Genomic DNA, 15,725 nt, shown 5'->3' on the forward strand with positions numbered 1-15,725 from the left:
GAGAGCAACATGTCCAAAGGGCAGTCCCTTCAAGACCCGTACCTGAACATTTTGCGCAAGGAGCGCATTCCGGTCTCTATTTTCCTGGTGAACGGCATTAAATTGCAGGGCCAGATTGAATCATTTGACCAGTTTGTCATTTTATTGCGCAATACCGTCAGTCAGATGGTTTATAAACACGCTATTTCCACGGTAGTGCCTTCGCGCAACGTGCGTTTGCCGGCACAAGATCCAGCCGCGCCCGACGCGGACATCTAACACCGTTGGATAGCTAGAGAGTCCACGAGGTATTGATTGTTTTTTGAGCGCCCAGATGCCGGTGAAACGGCAGTACTTGTTCACGTTGACTTTCATGATGAGCAAGCACGTGAAGACCCGGGTGAGTTCTTAGAGCTCGTGCGCTCTGCTGGCGCAGAGCCCGCGACATTACTCACTGCTAGCCGACAGCGCCCTGACTCCCGAACGTTTATCGGGTCAGGCAAGTTGGAGGAGCTGCGAGCACTGCTCGCAGCTCACCAAGCAGAACTGGTGATCTTCAACCATAGCTTAAGCCCCTCCCAAGAGCGCAACCTTGAGCATGAGCTCAAGTGTCGAGTGCTTGATCGTACCGGTTTAATACTCGATATTTTCGCGCAGCGGGCACGAACCCATGAGGGTAAGCTGCAGGTAGAGCTTGCCCAGCTTGAATATATGTCCACTCGCCTAGTGCGTGGTTGGACCCACTTAGAGCGTCAGAAGGGCGGTATCGGTTTACGCGGCCCTGGTGAAACGCAGTTAGAAACCGACCGTCGTTTGCTGCGCGGGCGCATTAAGTCGATTCATAAACGGCTCGATAAAGTACGCAGCCAGCGCGACCAGAACCGTCGTGCACGTTCACGTGCCGAGATTCACAGCGTTTCATTAGTTGGCTATACCAATGCCGGTAAATCGACGCTGTTTAACGCGCTTACCAATGCTGAGGTATACGCAGCTGACCAGCTATTTGCCACGCTTGACCCGACACTTCGTCGTCTCGAAATTGCCGACGTTGGCCCTGTGGTGATGGCCGATACAGTCGGTTTTATTCGCCATTTGCCCCACAAATTGGTTGAAGCGTTCCGAGCAACGCTTCAAGAGGCTGCGGAGGCATCGCTGTTGGTGCATGTAATAGATGCTGCTGATCCTGATCGTGATGCCAACGTTGAGCAAGTCGATCGTGTGCTAAAAGAGATAGGCGCTGATAGCGTGCCAGTTCTCAAGGTCATGAATAAAATCGACCGTCTTGATAGTGCACCGCGAATTGAGCGCGATGGCCACGGCGTTCCTGAGGTTGTTTGGCTCTCTGCTCGGCAAGGGCAAGGCCTTGATTTGCTGCATGAGGCGCTAACCGAACGTTTAGCAAATGATGTTATTGGCTTCTCGCTGACACTGTCTCCGGAGCAGGGTAAGCTGCGTGCAGGCCTACATGAGTTGAACGCAGTTCGAGAAGAATATTTTGATGAGCAAGGACAGTCTGTTTTAGACGTGCGCTTGCCCAGACGTGATTTCAATCAGCTCATGGCTCAACTTGGTGAGCGTGCCAATACCTATTTACCCGTCGCTTTACGCGAAATTGACGAATGGTAGTCAATAGGCTGCATCCGCATATATAGGCTTAAATTTAAGTGAGCTTGGGTATGTGAAGCCTATGTGAACTCGGGTAGAAGTATGGTACAAAATTTATATAGTAATAATATTAAAAGCACCATGCCTTGCTAACTGTGAGGCTAAGTGCAGGTGAACACCTGAGTGGAGAAGAAGTATGGCCTGGAATGAGCCTGGTGGTGGCAACCAGCACGACCCCTGGAGCAGTGGTGGCCGGCGTGGTAATAACGGCGGTGATCGTGGTGGAAGTAATGGTGGAGGTGATAATGGTGGCAACAATCAAGGTCCGCCCGACCTCGATGAAGCACTAAAGAAATTCCAAGATAAATTAAACGGAATGCTGGGTGGCGGTGGCAAAAAACGTAATGGTGGTAACGGGAGTGGTAAAAGCGGTGGTGGTAAGCCGCGTAACTCTCTAGCGCTACCTGGTTTGCTGGTCGTTGTCGCTTTAGCTATCTGGGCCGCATCCGGTTTTTATCTGGTCGACCAGTCTGAGCGCGGCGTCGTGCTACGTTTTGGTGAGTATCAGGGCATCGTAGACCCAGGCCTGCAGTGGAACCCGCCGCTAATTGACGATGTTCGTATGGTGAACGTGACCCGTGTTCGGTCAGTTTCCCAAACACAGTCTATGTTGACGCGTGATGAAAACATCGTTGAAGTGGAAATCTCTGCTCAGTATCAAGTGGCCAATCCACGTGACTTCGTATTGAACGTACGCGATCCAGCACTTTCTATCGAGAATGCCTTGGACTCCGCCTTGCGTCACGTTGTGGGTGGTACTGACATGATCGACATTTTAACCTCTGGTCGTGAAATTTTAGGTAGCTCTGTGGCAAGCCGCCTCCAATCTTATTTGGATGCTTACGGCGCTGGTATTCGTCTCCAGACAATTAACATTGAGTCAACCTCTGCGCCTGCACCCGTTATCGATGCTTTCGATGATGTTATTCGTGCACGTGAAGATCGTCAGCGTACGATCAACGAAGGGATGGCCTACGCTAATGCCATTATCCCGGCGGCTCAAGGCCAAGCGCAGCGTGTCGTTGAGCAAGGTCAAGGTTATAGAGAGTCGGTCGTGGCTGAAGCGCAAGGTCAGGCTAACCGCTTTAACGCATTGTTGACCGAGTACCGCAACGCACCTGACATTATGCGTGAACGTATGTACCTGGATGCGATTGAAGACGTCTTTGGTAATACTCCCAAGGTACTGCTGGATGTCAGTGAAAATGCGCCTTTGATGTATTTGCCATTAGATCAAATGCGTGGAGGTAGCGCTGCTGGCAGTAATGCTTCTTCCAGTAACAGTGGTGATGGTAGTAGTGAGTCGATTGATCCGCGGGTGCTTGATTCGTTGCGGGGAAGCCAGAGTAGCTCGTCATCCTCGTCATCAAGTAACCCCATTCGCAGGGAGGGCCGCTAAATGATTAATAATCGATCCCTGCTAATCGTAGGTGGCTTGGCCGCTGTGGCTTGGCTAGCTAGTAATAGCTTGTATGTAGTGGATGAAACCGAGCGTGCCGTTAAGCTGCGTTTTGGTGAAGTCATCGAAGAGAATATTCAGCCAGGACTGCATGTCAAAATACCGATCGCGCAAACGATTCGTAAATTCGATACGCGCCTGCTGACTCTTGATACTGATACCAGTCGTTATCTGACCCTGGAGCAGAAAGCGGTTATTGTCGACTCTTACGTCAAGTGGCAGGTGATAAACCCCACGCGTTACTACGAGGCGACTGCAGGCGATGAAATGATGGCGATTCGCCTGATTCAGCCGCGCGTAGATGAAAGCTTACGTAACGAGTTTGGTCGCTTGAATCTTCAGGAAATTATCGCCGAACGTCGCGATGATCTGATGACAGGGCCTACCGCTGAGCTAGATGAGCTGATGCGTGATGAGCTTGGTGTGGCGATACGTGACATTCGCATCAAGCGTATCGACTTGCCAGAAGATGTCTCGGCAGCGGTATTCGAGCGGATGCGTTCTGAGCGTGAGCGTGAAGCGCGTGAATGGCGTGCGCAAGGTCAGGAAGAGGCTGAGCGTATTCGCGCTAACGCAGATCGTCGGCGTCAGGTACTGCTCGCCCAGGCCAATGAGCGTTCTGAAACGCTGCGTGGTGAAGGCGATGCAGAAGCAGCGGCAATTTTCTCCCAGGCTTATGGTCAGGATCAGGAATTCTTCGCTTTCTGGCGCAGTTTGAACGCTTATCGTGAAAGCTTCGCAGGTGATAACAACCTGCTGGTGCTGGAGCCGGATAGTGATTTCTTCCGCTATTTGCGTAGTGCGGTTCCTAGTAACGGAGAGTAGTTATATGTGTGCCCAGCCCCGCAAGGTTATGCAATCCTAGCGGGGTTCATCTGGCGCACAAACGTGATAGACTTAATTAACCGGGCGTCGCCCGGTTTTTTTGTGGCCCTCATTTCACTAGCGCTTGTCCATGAACGCCTAAAACGCGTCATGATGTAGCTGCTTGTTTGGGCCTTCATTGTCTCGCAGGATTGTTCACATGACCATCGCTGACCGCTGGCTATTGCCCGACGGCATGGATGAGGTGCTGCCGCCTCAGGCAAGCCGCATGGAAGAGCTGCGCCGTGCGCTGCTTGATCTCTACCATTGCTGGGGCTACGACCAAGTAATGCCGCCGCCGGTGGAGTTTTTGGACTCCTTGCTTACGGGTACCGGCACCGATCTAGATCTTCAGACGTTTAAATTAACTGACCAACTAACGGGTCGCATGATGGGTGCATCTGCCGATGTGACTCCTCAGGTGGCGCGTATGGATGCCCACTCCCTTAAGCGGCAAGGACCGGTTCGATTGTGCTACTGCACGAATGTGCTGCGCGCTAAAGCCGACCAGCACCAGGGTGGGAGAAGCCCTGTGCAGGTAGGGGTCGAGCTGTTTGGTCACGCAGGTTTAGAAGCTGACAGTGAAATTATTCATTTGGCACTGGCCAGCTTAAAAGCAGCGGGCGCTGATGAAATTCACCTGGCGCTGGGCCATATTGGCATTTATCGTAGCTTTGTCGAGGCAGCTGCGCTTAGCGATGAGCAGGAGCGGGCGCTGTTTGAAGCACTGGCGCTGAAATCGCCGGGCCAGTTAGCTGAACTCGTTCACCGCAGTGTCAGCGATCCAGCCTTGGCGGATATGCTGATAGCGCTTGGTGAGCTGCATGGTGATGCAAGTGTGTTAGGGCAAGCACGAGACCGTTTTGCCGGTGCCCCCGCGCCGGTGAGGGCGGCACTTGACCAGTTGGAAGCGCTCTATAAAGGCGTATTGGCGCGCTTTGATGTTTCGCTCTATTTTGATTTAGCGGAGCTGCGTGGTTATCAGTACCACACTGGTATGATGTTTGCTGCCTATGTGCCTGGTTATGGCCATGCATTGGCCAAAGGTGGGCGTTATGATGACACTGGCCGTGCTTTTGGACGTGCGCGTCCGGCGACCGGTTTTTCTATGGATTTAAAACAATTGGCATCCCTGGCGCTGGCTTCACCCAGCCAGGGTGCTGTTTGGGCGCCTGCCCAAGAAGAAGAGTCGCTTAACGCTGCCATTGCTGCGCTGCGTGAGCAGGGTGAACGCGTGATTCAAGCGCTGCCTGGGCAGCGTACTGGGCCGGCGGAGCACAGTTGTGACCGCCGTCTTGAGTTTATTGACGGTCGTTGGCAGACAATGACCCTGACACAAGAGACGAGTGCATAATGGGTAAGAATGTCGTAGTCCTGGGTACCCAATGGGGTGATGAAGGCAAAGGCAAGATTGTTGACCTGCTCACCGAATCAGCCTCAGCAGTGGTGCGCTTTCAAGGCGGTCATAACGCAGGCCATACCTTGGTGATTGACGGTGAAAAAACGGTTCTTCACCTGATTCCCTCTGGTGTGCTGCGTCCAGGTAAAACCTGTGTGATCGGTAATGGCGTCGTATTGTCGCCTGAAGCGCTGATCAAAGAGATCCGTGAGCTTGAAGAGAAGGGCGTGCCGGTACGTGAGCGCTTGCGCCTGTCACCAGCTTGTCCGTTGATCCTGCCTTACCATGTGCGTTTGGACCAAGCACGTGAAAAAGCGCGCGGCATTGCTAAGATCGGTACCACTGGTCGTGGAATCGGGCCGGCTTACGAGGATAAAGTTGCCCGTCGTGGTCTGCGTTTAGGCGATATGCTTCACCGTGAGCGTTTTGCCTCGAAGCTTGGCGAGGTATTGGACTATCACAACTTTGTGTTGGTGAACTATCACGGCGAGCCAGCGGTGGACTTCCAGGAAGTACTGGATAGCGCTATGCAGATGGCCGAAGAGCTACGGCCTATGGTTACAGACACCGTTAGTATGGTGCATGATCTGCGTAAAGCCGGTGAGAACATCCTATTTGAAGGTGCTCAAGGCTCGCTGTTGGATATTGATCACGGTACCTATCCCTACGTCACCAGCTCTAATACCACCGCTGGCGGAACGGCTACCGGTTCAGGTGTTGGCCCGCTTTACCTGGACTACGTACTGGGTATCACCAAAGCCTATACCACCCGCGTTGGCTCTGGCCCATTCCCGACCGAGCTTTTTGACGACCATGGCCGTCATTTAGCCGAGCGTGGGCATGAGTTTGGAGCAACCACGGGTCGCGCGCGCCGTTGTGGCTGGTTTGACGCCGTAGCATTGCGTCATGCGGTGCAGATCAACTCAGTCTCTGGTATCTGCTTAACCAAGCTTGATGTTTTGGATGGCCTGGAAAATATTCGTGTGTGCGTGGGCTATCGTAGTAAAGATGGCGATGTGCTGGATAATCCGGTTGATTCCGAAGGCTACGAAGCTGTTGAGCCGCTGTACCATGATCTACCAGGCTGGAAAGAATCTACCCTGGGCGCCAAGAAGGTTGAGGATCTGCCTGCCAATGCACGTGCTTACATCAGCTTCTTAGAAGAGCAGGTAGGTACCAGCATTGATATTATCTCAACTGGCCCTGACCGTATGGAAACCATTGTCCTGCGTAACCCGTTTGAAGGCTAAGCGAGCACTCATGCATAAATAGTGTGTGTTTGTCAGCTGCTGAGATAATTGAGTAGTTGAAAAAAATTGAGTAGTTGAAAAAAGGGGGCGAGTAAATCGCCCCTTTTTGCTTTTTAGCATCCGTATTGAAGCTAAAAGTCGATGCCGCGACGGGCTTGCAGGCCATTGTTAAACGCGTGGCGTACCTCTTGCATCTCTGTCACTGTATCCGCCATTGCCACTAAATCCCGATGAGCATTGCGTCCGGTAATAATCACCGTTTGCTCTTGCGGTCGATTGATCAGTGCTTGCTTAACCGTATCAATATCTAGATAACCGAACTTCAACATGTAAGTGATTTCATCCAGAACCACGAGGTAAGTTGCTGGGTCTGCGAGCATTTTTTCAGCTTCTTGCCATACTGCTTGGCAAGCTTGGGTATCTGACTCGCGATTCTGGGTATCCCAAGTAAAGCCCGTGGCCATGATGGCAACACTGAGATTTGCGTCTTCCTCCAGCCGATTGCGTTCACCGCACTCCCATAATCCCTTAATAAATTGCACGACACCAACTTTATAGCCATAGCCAAGCGAGCGAGTGACGGTACCCCAGGCGGCAGTCGTCTTACCTTTGCCATTGCCCGTATTTATCAGCAACAGCCCACGCTGCTCAGTAGCGTTGGCCACTTTCTCGTCAACGCGGGCTTTCAGTTTTTCCATCGACGCTTTGTGACGTGCATCGCGATCGCTCATGGTCGGTGTCCATCGGTAAGTGATTAAGTAAATGATGGCTAGGTTAATTCATCCAGCGCCAATTTAATATTGCTGTGGTTAAGTCTTGTATAGTTAATGGAGGATTCTGTTCAAGTTTTGGGGGTGCCGAAGTTAGCGCTGCAAGACACATTATGTAAGAAATTGGCCGGGTAGGGGCTAGCTGCTCTAGAATAGTGGGTCATGTCTTACTAGGAATGATGCCATGCCCTCATTTGATATTGTGTCAGAGTTTGATCAGCACGAAGCGTCTAACGCTATCGACCAGGCAAATCGTGAAGTGCAGTCGCGCTTTGATTTTAAAGGTGTTGACGCCAGCTTTTCACTTGAAGGAGAGAAAGTTCAGCTTGAGGCTGAGGTTGATTTCCAACTAAAGCAAATGCTCGATGTGTTGCGCAATCGACTGATCGCGCGGGGGATTGATGCCCGTTGTATGGATATTCAAGACCCGGTGTTGTCTGGCGTGAAAGCCCGTCAGGAGGTCGTTCTAAAGCAGGGGCTTGATCAGGCTGAAGCAAAAGATGTGGTTAAGCGTATCAAAGCCAGCAAGCTAAAAGTACAGGCTCAGATTCAGGGTGAAAAAGTGCGCGTTACGGGTAAAAAACGCGACGATCTTCAGAGCGTGATGGCGCTTTTACGTGGCGAAGAGGGGCCTGAACTACCGTTACAGTTCGATAACTTCCGTGATTAATTAACTCGATCGACAGTCATACGATGGTGCAGCGTTAGGCGCTGCACCATCAAATAATTTATAAGCTTACAGGAGTCACGCACTATGTCTGATCCGCAGCCGGTTTATTTAAGCGACTATCAGCCGCCCGCCTACCTAGTTACCCATACCGAGCTGACGTTTGATCTTGACCCTGCAGCAACCCGCGTGAAAGCACGCCTGCAAATAGAGCGTCATCCAAGCGCTGATTCACAAGCGCCGTTAGTGCTTAACGGTGAACATCTGACGCTGATATCACTCGCTATCGATGGCAGCCCTTTGTCTGATGCTGCGTATCAGTTAACGGATGAGGCGCTGCACATAGCGGATGTGCCAGAGACCTTTATGCTGGAGAGTGAGGTGGAGCTAGCTCCCAGCAGTAATACTGCGTTGGAAGGGCTGTACCAATCTAACGGCATGTATTGCACCCAGTGTGAGGCAGAAGGCTTTCGGCGAATTACTTATTACCCCGATCGTCCTGATGTAATGGCCACTTTTAAGGTAACAGTGATTGGTAACGCCACCAGTGAGCCAGTGCTACTCGCCAATGGTAACCCTATTGATCAAGGTGCGTTGGAAAATGGCCGTCACTTCGCAACCTGGGAAGACCCGCACCCGAAACCCTGCTATCTGTTCGCTTTAGTCGCCGGTAATTTGCATAAGGTGGAAGATTCTTTTGAGACTATGAGCGGTCGCAACGTGACGCTGCAGTTATGGGTCGAGCAAGAAAACCTAGATAAAACCGAACATGCGATGGCCTCCCTTAAGCGTGCCATGGCATGGGACGAACAGACCTATGGCCGTGAATACGACCTTGATCTGTTTATGATTGTGGCAGTGAATGACTTCAATATGGGAGCAATGGAAAACAAAGGGCTTAATATATTTAACTCCGCTGCGGTATTAACTCATCCCAATACCGCGACGGACGCAGCCTTCCAAAATGTGGAAGGGATTGTTGCCCATGAATATTTTCACAACTGGTCAGGCAATCGCGTGACTTGTCGTGATTGGTTCCAACTCTCTTTAAAAGAAGGCTTTACCGTATTTCGTGACCAGTGCTTTTCCGCCGACACCAACTCGGCTCCCGTTAAGCGCATTCAAGACGTGTCGTTTTTCCGCACTGCTCAGTTCGCCGAAGATGCAGGGCCGACGGCGCATCCGATCCGGCCAGACCACTTTATTGAAATCACCAACTTTTACACCCTGACGATTTACGAAAAGGGCGCAGAGGTTGTGCGCATGCTGCGTAATTTACTGGGTTGGGAAGACTTCCGTCGCGGCTCAGATCTTTATTTTGAACGTTTTGATGGGCAGGCAGTGACCATCGAAGACTTTGTGGGCTGCATGGCCGAGGTGTCTGATGTAGACCTTGGTCAATTCATGCGTTGGTACTCCCAGGCAGGTACGCCTGAAATAGATGCGCACGGTGAATACGACTATGTCCATGGGGAGTATCATCTCACTCTGCGCCAACGTACCCCCGCGACTCCAGGACAATCAGACAAACTGCCGTTACACATTCCCGTACGTATGGGGCTAGTGGGCACCAAGTCGGGGCAGGACCTGACATTAACACTGTCGGGTGAAAAGCTAGGTAACGACGCGGTTATTCATCTCACCGAAGATGAGCAGAGGTTTGTCTTTACTGATGTTGCTGAAGCGCCAGTTCCTTCACTGCTGCGCGATTTTTCTGCACCCGTGAAGCTGCACTTTCCCTATTCGCGTGAAGACCTTGCGTTTTTGCTGACGCATGACAGCGATGGCTTTAACCGTTGGGATGCCGGCCAGCGGCTTGCGATGCTGGCGTTAGATGATCTAATCGCTGCACACCGTAATGGTGTTGAAAAGGTCATGGATAGCCGTGTTGTGGAAGCCTTTAGAACGCTGCTTACCGGCGCTATGAGCGATAAAGCGGTGCTGGCAGAAATGCTGACGCTACCCTCTGAAGCCTATATTGCCGAGCAGCAGCCGATTGTAGATGTGGACGCAATACACGCCGCTCGCGAATTCGTGCGTCAGTCGTTAGCCGTTGCGCTGCGTGATGAATTTGTCGCCGTGTATAAAGCGAACCAACGCGATGAACCCTACGCGCCAACGCCTGAACAGATTGCCCAGCGTAGCCTCAAAAACGTCGCCTTAACGTATTTAATGGCGATTGAGGACGAAGAGGGCATTGCGTTTTGCGAAACGCAGTTTGCTGCGGAACATAACATGACCGATGTTCGTCATGCGCTGACCTTGTTGGTTCATAGTGACCGTGATGATATCGCGTCTCCAGCACTGAAGACCTTTGGCGAAAAATGGGCACATGACCCGTTGGTGATGGATCAGTGGTTCACCATACAGGTGTCACGCCCACAGCCAGATGTTCTTGAGCGTGTGCAATATCTAATGCAGCACCCAGCATTTTCAATTAAGAATCCTAATAAAGTGCGTGCTTTGATCGGAGCATTTGCCCAAAATCGGGTTAATTTCCATCGTTTAGATGGTAAAGGATACGCGCTGTTAGCCGATGCGGTTATTGAGCTGAATCGCCTGAATCCCGAAATAGCTGCACGGCTGGTGACACCGTTAACCCGTTGGCAGCGTTTCGACGAAGAGCGTCAACAGTTAATGCGCGACGAGCTTGTGCGTATTAAGCAGGAGCCTTTATCGTCAAACGTATTCGAAGTTGTTGAGAAAGCGCTGGCATAAGGTAAGCCAGCGAACTAACCATGGAGAGGGAATGCGCCGGTGACAGATGCACAGCAGCACTATTTACTGATTATTAACGGTAAGTCTGCCGGTAACCCGGCGCTGCGCGAAGCTGTTGAAGAGCAGCGCAAGGCAGGGATGTCAATCATCGTACGTTCGACCTGGGAAGGCGGCGATGCCGCTGAGTTCGCTGCCCAATCGGTCGAGCTGGGCGCCACGCGGGTCATTGCCTGCGGTGGCGATGGTACCGTCAATGAAGTGGTTAACGGGCTCATGCGGATTGCTCATGATCTGCGACCAGCGCTAGGTATTGTACCGTTAGGCAGTGCCAACGATTTTGCTACTTCCCTCGGTTTGCCGCTGGAGCCAGGGCCAGCGCTTGAGGCTGCAAGGCACTTGTCTCCAGCGCCAATTGATGTGATCAGAATGACCGCTCAGTCAGGCGCAGAAGAAGCGGTTAGTTATTACGTCAACATGACAACTGGCGGATTTGGCGCCGAAATTACCTCATCAACCCCCAAAACGCTAAAGCGCATGTTAGGTGGTGGCGCATATTCCCTGATGGGCGCTTTAAAAGCATGGCGGCATCGCAGCTATTGCGGCACGTTGCATTGGGGGGATCAACAGCAAGAAGTATCGCTATTACTGCTCGCACTGGGCAATGGTCGCCAATCTGGCGGCGGGCAAGTATTGGCGCCAAGAGCTAAGCTCGACGATGGCCGTTTCGATGTGCTACTGGTCAAGGACTTTTCATCAGCGGCAGAGTTGCCGAGGTTGCTGAATGAGCTGCAGCAGTTTCCAGCCGAAGGGCGCTTTGTGCGCTATTTTACCGCCAGCCAGCTGTCGGTGACGACTCAGCCAGATGACGAGCCTTGGCCGTTAACCTTAGATGGAGAGGCGCGTCGCTATGAGCGATTTTGCGTCGAAGTCGTGCCACTTGCCTTGAAAGTGCTGCTGCCGGAAGGGTGCTCACTATTGACGGCTAATGATCGCCACTAAGTGTTTTTTATTACTTGAATCACTATTAAGGAGAAAGCCCAATGGTAAATCGCTTTTGGATGCCACTACTGGCCAGTCTCGCGCTGCTGCTAAGCGCCTGCGGCGATGCTCAGGAAGATGCCACGCCAGAAAACGAAGAGAGCACCTCTAGCAGTGACGTTGATGCTCAACAGGCACCTATTGCTGCAGATGGCAGCGAAGAGACGGATGAAGCCGCTAGTGCGGATGATATCGAAGAGGACATTGAAGCGCGTCAAGCGGCAGAGGAGCTAGAGGAAGCAGAGGCGCTGAAAGATGACAGTAGTGATGCATCGGAAGCCTCAACCTCGCCCAATAACGAAGAGGTGCAGGCAGATGAAGACACGCTTGCAGCGGACCCCGAAGATGCTCTCGATGAAGCCAGTGCTATGCCTGGCGAAACCACTCGTTCAGATGTCGATGACGTTATTGCTGAGACCGAGCGCCGCTTTGAAGAAGCCCAGCGTCGCTTAGATGAGCAATTTCAAGAAGTCGAGCAGCAGTCACCGACCTTGGAGCCGATGGATGGTGACGCTCCAACCCCAAGTTGGGAAGCGGAGTCCAGCTTACCCAGTACATCAGACTTAGATGATCATTTGGAAGCCACCGACGTAGATGCGCTGATTGAAGACACTGAGCGACGTTTTGAAGAAGCGCAAAAGCGTTTAGAAGAGCAGTTTGAGGCCCTCGAGAGTGAGCAACCGATCAGTGAAAGTATGGACAGTGAAAGTATGGAGAGTGTTGGTGAGGAGCAAGACACTGAGCGTGCTCAGGAGTAATGTGCTTACATAATCAGGGAATATGAATAAGGCCCGCTGCATGAGCGGGCCTTGTTTTATTCCTCTGGTGTTAGACCGGACGAATGTTAGAAGCCTGAAGGCCTTTTTTACCCTGTGTTACCTCAAAGCTGACTTTTTGACCGTCTTGCAGGGTCTTGAAACCTTCAGCTTGAATTTCGGAGAAGTGGGCAAATAGATCGTCACCGCCATCATCAGGAGAGATGAAGCCGTAACCTTTGGTCTCGTTGAACCACTTGACAGTGCCAGTCGCCATCGTCCATATCCTTAACATGCTTAATGATTGGGCATGCATCCATTGTGAATGCCTGCCAAAATTAATGTAGAAGCAAATAATTCAGACGTCCAGTTGCGGACCTAAGATTTTTTAACTTTTGGTGGGCTTCCTCTTATGACGCAAATCGGCTTTATCGATGCTCAGTTTGTCTCGTTCCTTGTGGCGATAACGCTGCTATCAATAAGCCCTGGGGTTGATACGCTGCTCGTCATTCGCAACACTGCTCGTGGTGGTGTTCGAGATGGTGTTGCAACAAGTATTGCTATTTGCTGCGGGTTGTTTGTCCACGCGACTGTTTCAGCGCTGGGTATTTCGCTGATACTGCTGCAGTCGGCCTGGGCATTTAATATGCTAAAACTGGTGGGGGCTGCCTACTTGATTTGGCTAGGTATCTCCAGTCTGCTGGCGGCGCGTCGTGGTACTCCCTTGCCTGTTGGGGGCGTAGTGATAAGCGGCTCTCCAGTGACATTTTGGCAACCCATCAAAGAAGGGTTGCTGTCCAATGTCTTGAACCCCAAAACTGTGGTGTTCTATATGGCATTTTTACCCCAATTTATTTCGCCTTCTGATCCCGCGCTGCTGAAATCATTATGGCTTGCCGGGGTTCATTTCGTGATTGCCAATATCTGGCAAATTAGCGTGGTGCTAATGGTGGGCGGGGCAAGTAAATGGTTGGCCAGCGCTCGTTTTGCACAAACGCTCAATGCCGCTACCGGTGTGGTGCTGGTGGTATTTGGCGTTCGTTTAGCGTTAGAACAGCGCCCGGTATAACCGGGCGCTGTATCGGTGGGGGGTATGTCGAGGTTATCGGCTTACAAGCAGCGCGCGGTCATAGCGAACGGCCTGCTCACTCTCACTAAGCAGTGAGACACCCTCGCTGTTGCCGCCGTTTGCCAGACTTTCGAAAATAACCCGATAGCTCAACACGGCCTGCACATAATCTCGGGTTTCCCGGAAAGGAATGCTTTCTACAAATAGGTCAAATGATTCCATGCTGTTGTTGCCTAGCCATTGATCTACTCGGCCTGGTCCTGCGTTATAAGCGGCGGTGGCGGCCAACCGATTGCCTTGATAGCGTTCCAGCTTGTCACGTAAGTAGGTGCTACCTAAGCGAATATTAAGCTCAGGTTCTAAAACGCCGTAAGGACCTGGATCATTTAGCCCCAGTTGACGACTAACTTGGCTAGCAGTCCCTGGCATTAACTGCATTAACCCACGGGCACCGGCAGGTGAAAGGGCGACTGGGTTGTAAGCACTTTCACGACGGGTAATGGCCATCAGTAAATAAGGGTCGACGCCGGTTATACGGCCCCAATGCAGGAAGCTATCACGATAGGCCGCAGGGAAACGCCAATCCAGCGCGTCCCACATTTCAGCTGCAATCGTGGTTTGCACTAAGCGAGCATGCCACTGCTGGTGAGCGGCGTAATCGGCGAGCGCCCGCGCCTGATAGGGTGTGCCATTCTGTACGGCATACAGCCACTCGCTGTTGGCTAGCCCATCTTCGCCTATACGTAGGAGTGCTTCGGTGCGCTGAACCACCGGCAGGCGTGCCGTTTGTGCCCTAGTGGCTTCGTCAAAATGGTTGCGTTCTAAGTTGAGCTGGTAGGGTTGGTTGAGTTTTTCGGCAGCAGCAAAGCCATAGAAACTTCGGTCGGTTGCTGCTTGTTGGTAACGCGCTAACGCTGCGTCACGATTACCCAGTTGCTCATTGGCCCTGGCTAGCCAGTACTGCCAGCGGCTACTTTCCTGCTGACTGCTAGGCATTTCAGTGATCCAGTGGACGACGTCGGTCCACTGTCTTTTGGCCAGAGCGTCGCGAACGCGCAACTCTAATACGCGTTCGCTGTTCAGCGAGGGTAGGACGCTGTCGACCCAGGAAAGGGTGCCAGGAACGTTGCGTACAAGTGCATAAAACGCAAGTTCTTCTTCGATCGCTTGGCGGTCAGTATGGGCTAAGTTGAGGCGTGGCCCAATGGCTTGCCACGTTGAGAAGGCTGCTGGGGTGTTTTCACGCGTGTAGCGCTGCATGGCGGCTTTATAAAACGCCGCCGTGGCAGCGCATTCAGGGCCAAGACAGGTAGGCGCTGAGGCAAGCGCGCCTGATGAGTTTTTGACCGTTTCAGCGGTATTCAGTGCTGTTTGCCACTGACTGCTCAACAACCCGCCTAAATAGCTGCTTAAGCGCTCTTCGCCCGCCTGCCAGGCGAGCATTTTACGCTCCCAAATTGCCGTGGCATCAATGGTGCCATCCGCGCGAAGGCGATTGAACAGCGGGTCGCAGGCATCTGGCTGGGAGCTACCCACGAGCCACAGCTCAAGCCCCGCTTCGCGAGCTTCAGCAGGTGCTCTATCCAAGAGAGCTGTGTAGTAGTAACACTGACGAGCAGTGCCTGTTGGTACGCCGTCAGCAACGGCAAGCAGGTCGCCAAATCGGCCCGCATAGCCATACTTTGCGATCGCTTGGCCACGCATCCATTCTGATAGCGGTGAATCAGCATGGCGCTCGATAAACTGCAGCACTTGACTGGGGGCTGCATTAGGCAATTGGCTACGTAGGCGATGGTAGTCAACATAGCCGCTAAGGATATGCCCCTCTATCGCGCGGTCATTGATCTGTTGCCACTGCTGTTGACGTGCAGCTTCAAGTGCCTCACGCATCGCTGAGTCAGATGTTGCCCAGGAGGCAGTTGGTAAACCGATGAGCATTGCCGCAAATAGGCTGCGAAATGTTAATCGAAATGGCGAAGCTTGCATGGCACTCCCTCTTGCTCGCTAATGGTGTCTAGCCGCTATAGTGCTAGAACTGTATTGCTGGGTCGATGATGAACTAAATGTGCCAACAATGTTCTGATAATTACGA

General features: G+C 52.2%; 14 protein-coding genes. 11 read left to right on the forward strand and 3 right to left on the reverse strand.

Going from position 1 to position 15,725, the window contains the following annotated elements:
• The first annotated feature begins 9 nt into the window (after positions 1–9).
• From hfq to CEK60_RS02085, 6 genes are all read left to right on the forward strand, one after another.
• A complete protein-coding gene (gene hfq, locus CEK60_RS02060; RefSeq protein ID WP_009099947.1) occupies positions 10–258 on the forward strand; it encodes an RNA chaperone Hfq in 249 nt (82 codons plus the stop codon).
• A gap of 36 nt (positions 259–294) precedes the next feature.
• A complete protein-coding gene (gene hflX / locus CEK60_RS02065; protein WP_089037612.1) occupies positions 295–1,605 on the forward strand; it encodes a ribosome rescue GTPase HflX in 1,311 nt (436 codons plus the stop codon).
• Positions 1,606–1,780: 175 nt separating this feature from the next.
• Complete coding sequence (gene hflK / locus CEK60_RS02070) at positions 1,781–3,043, forward strand: FtsH protease activity modulator HflK (RefSeq protein WP_089037613.1); 1,263 nt, start codon at positions 1,781–1,783, stop codon at positions 3,041–3,043.
• A complete protein-coding gene (hflC, locus tag CEK60_RS02075) occupies positions 3,044–3,928 on the forward strand; it encodes a protease modulator HflC (protein ID WP_089037614.1) in 885 nt (294 codons plus the stop codon). It abuts the gene before it with no gap.
• A 199-nt stretch (positions 3,929–4,127) separates the two neighbouring features.
• Positions 4,128–5,321, forward strand: coding sequence for an ATP phosphoribosyltransferase regulatory subunit (locus CEK60_RS02080; RefSeq protein ID WP_038485596.1), 1,194 nt, complete (start codon positions 4,128–4,130; stop codon positions 5,319–5,321).
• Complete coding sequence (locus tag CEK60_RS02085; RefSeq protein WP_089037615.1) at positions 5,321–6,616, forward strand: adenylosuccinate synthase; 1,296 nt, start codon at positions 5,321–5,323, stop codon at positions 6,614–6,616. The genes CEK60_RS02080 and CEK60_RS02085 overlap by 1 nt, the downstream gene beginning before the upstream one ends.
• A 131-nt stretch (positions 6,617–6,747) precedes the next feature.
• Here CEK60_RS02085 and cobO read toward each other — a convergent pair whose 3' ends face one another.
• On the reverse strand, positions 6,748–7,347 hold the full coding sequence (gene cobO / locus CEK60_RS02090; protein WP_038485592.1) for a cob(I)yrinic acid a,c-diamide adenosyltransferase: 600 nt from the start codon (positions 7,345–7,347) through the stop codon (positions 6,748–6,750).
• Positions 7,348–7,570: 223 nt separating this feature from the next.
• Between cobO and CEK60_RS02095 the strand changes: the two genes are divergently transcribed.
• The 4 genes from CEK60_RS02095 (at position 7,571) to CEK60_RS02110 (ending at position 12,567) form a co-directional block, all read left to right on the forward strand.
• On the forward strand, positions 7,571–8,056 hold the full coding sequence (locus CEK60_RS02095) for a YajQ family cyclic di-GMP-binding protein (protein WP_038485589.1): 486 nt from the start codon (positions 7,571–7,573) through the stop codon (positions 8,054–8,056).
• A gap of 84 nt (positions 8,057–8,140) precedes the next feature.
• Positions 8,141–10,771 (forward strand): aminopeptidase N, encoded by a 2,631-nt coding sequence (gene pepN / locus CEK60_RS02100; protein WP_089037616.1) that lies wholly within the window; start codon positions 8,141–8,143, stop codon positions 10,769–10,771.
• Between the two features lie 39 nt (positions 10,772–10,810).
• Positions 10,811–11,770 (forward strand): lipid kinase YegS, encoded by a 960-nt coding sequence (gene yegS / locus CEK60_RS02105; RefSeq protein WP_089037617.1) that lies wholly within the window; start codon positions 10,811–10,813, stop codon positions 11,768–11,770.
• A 41-nt stretch (positions 11,771–11,811) separates the two neighbouring features.
• Complete coding sequence (locus CEK60_RS02110) at positions 11,812–12,567, forward strand: hypothetical protein (RefSeq protein ID WP_089037618.1); 756 nt, start codon at positions 11,812–11,814, stop codon at positions 12,565–12,567.
• A gap of 70 nt (positions 12,568–12,637) precedes the next feature.
• Here the strand turns inward: CEK60_RS02110 and CEK60_RS02115 are convergent, their stop codons facing one another.
• On the reverse strand, positions 12,638–12,841 hold the full coding sequence (locus CEK60_RS02115) for a cold-shock protein (protein WP_009721950.1): 204 nt from the start codon (positions 12,839–12,841) through the stop codon (positions 12,638–12,640).
• Between the two features lie 135 nt (positions 12,842–12,976).
• Between CEK60_RS02115 and CEK60_RS02120 the strand changes: the two genes are divergently transcribed.
• A complete protein-coding gene (locus tag CEK60_RS02120) occupies positions 12,977–13,633 on the forward strand; it encodes a LysE family translocator (protein ID WP_089037619.1) in 657 nt (218 codons plus the stop codon).
• A 33-nt stretch (positions 13,634–13,666) separates the two neighbouring features.
• On the opposite strand, the gene CEK60_RS02125 is transcribed toward CEK60_RS02120, so the two are convergent.
• Positions 13,667–15,619, reverse strand: a complete 1,953-nt coding sequence (locus CEK60_RS02125; protein WP_089037620.1) for a transglycosylase SLT domain-containing protein — start codon at positions 15,617–15,619, stop codon at positions 13,667–13,669.
• Between the last annotated feature and the right edge of the window lie 106 nt (positions 15,620–15,725).

The organism is Halomonas sp. N3-2A, from assembly GCF_002216165.1.
In the GTDB taxonomy this organism is placed as follows: domain Bacteria; phylum Pseudomonadota; class Gammaproteobacteria; order Pseudomonadales; family Halomonadaceae; genus Vreelandella.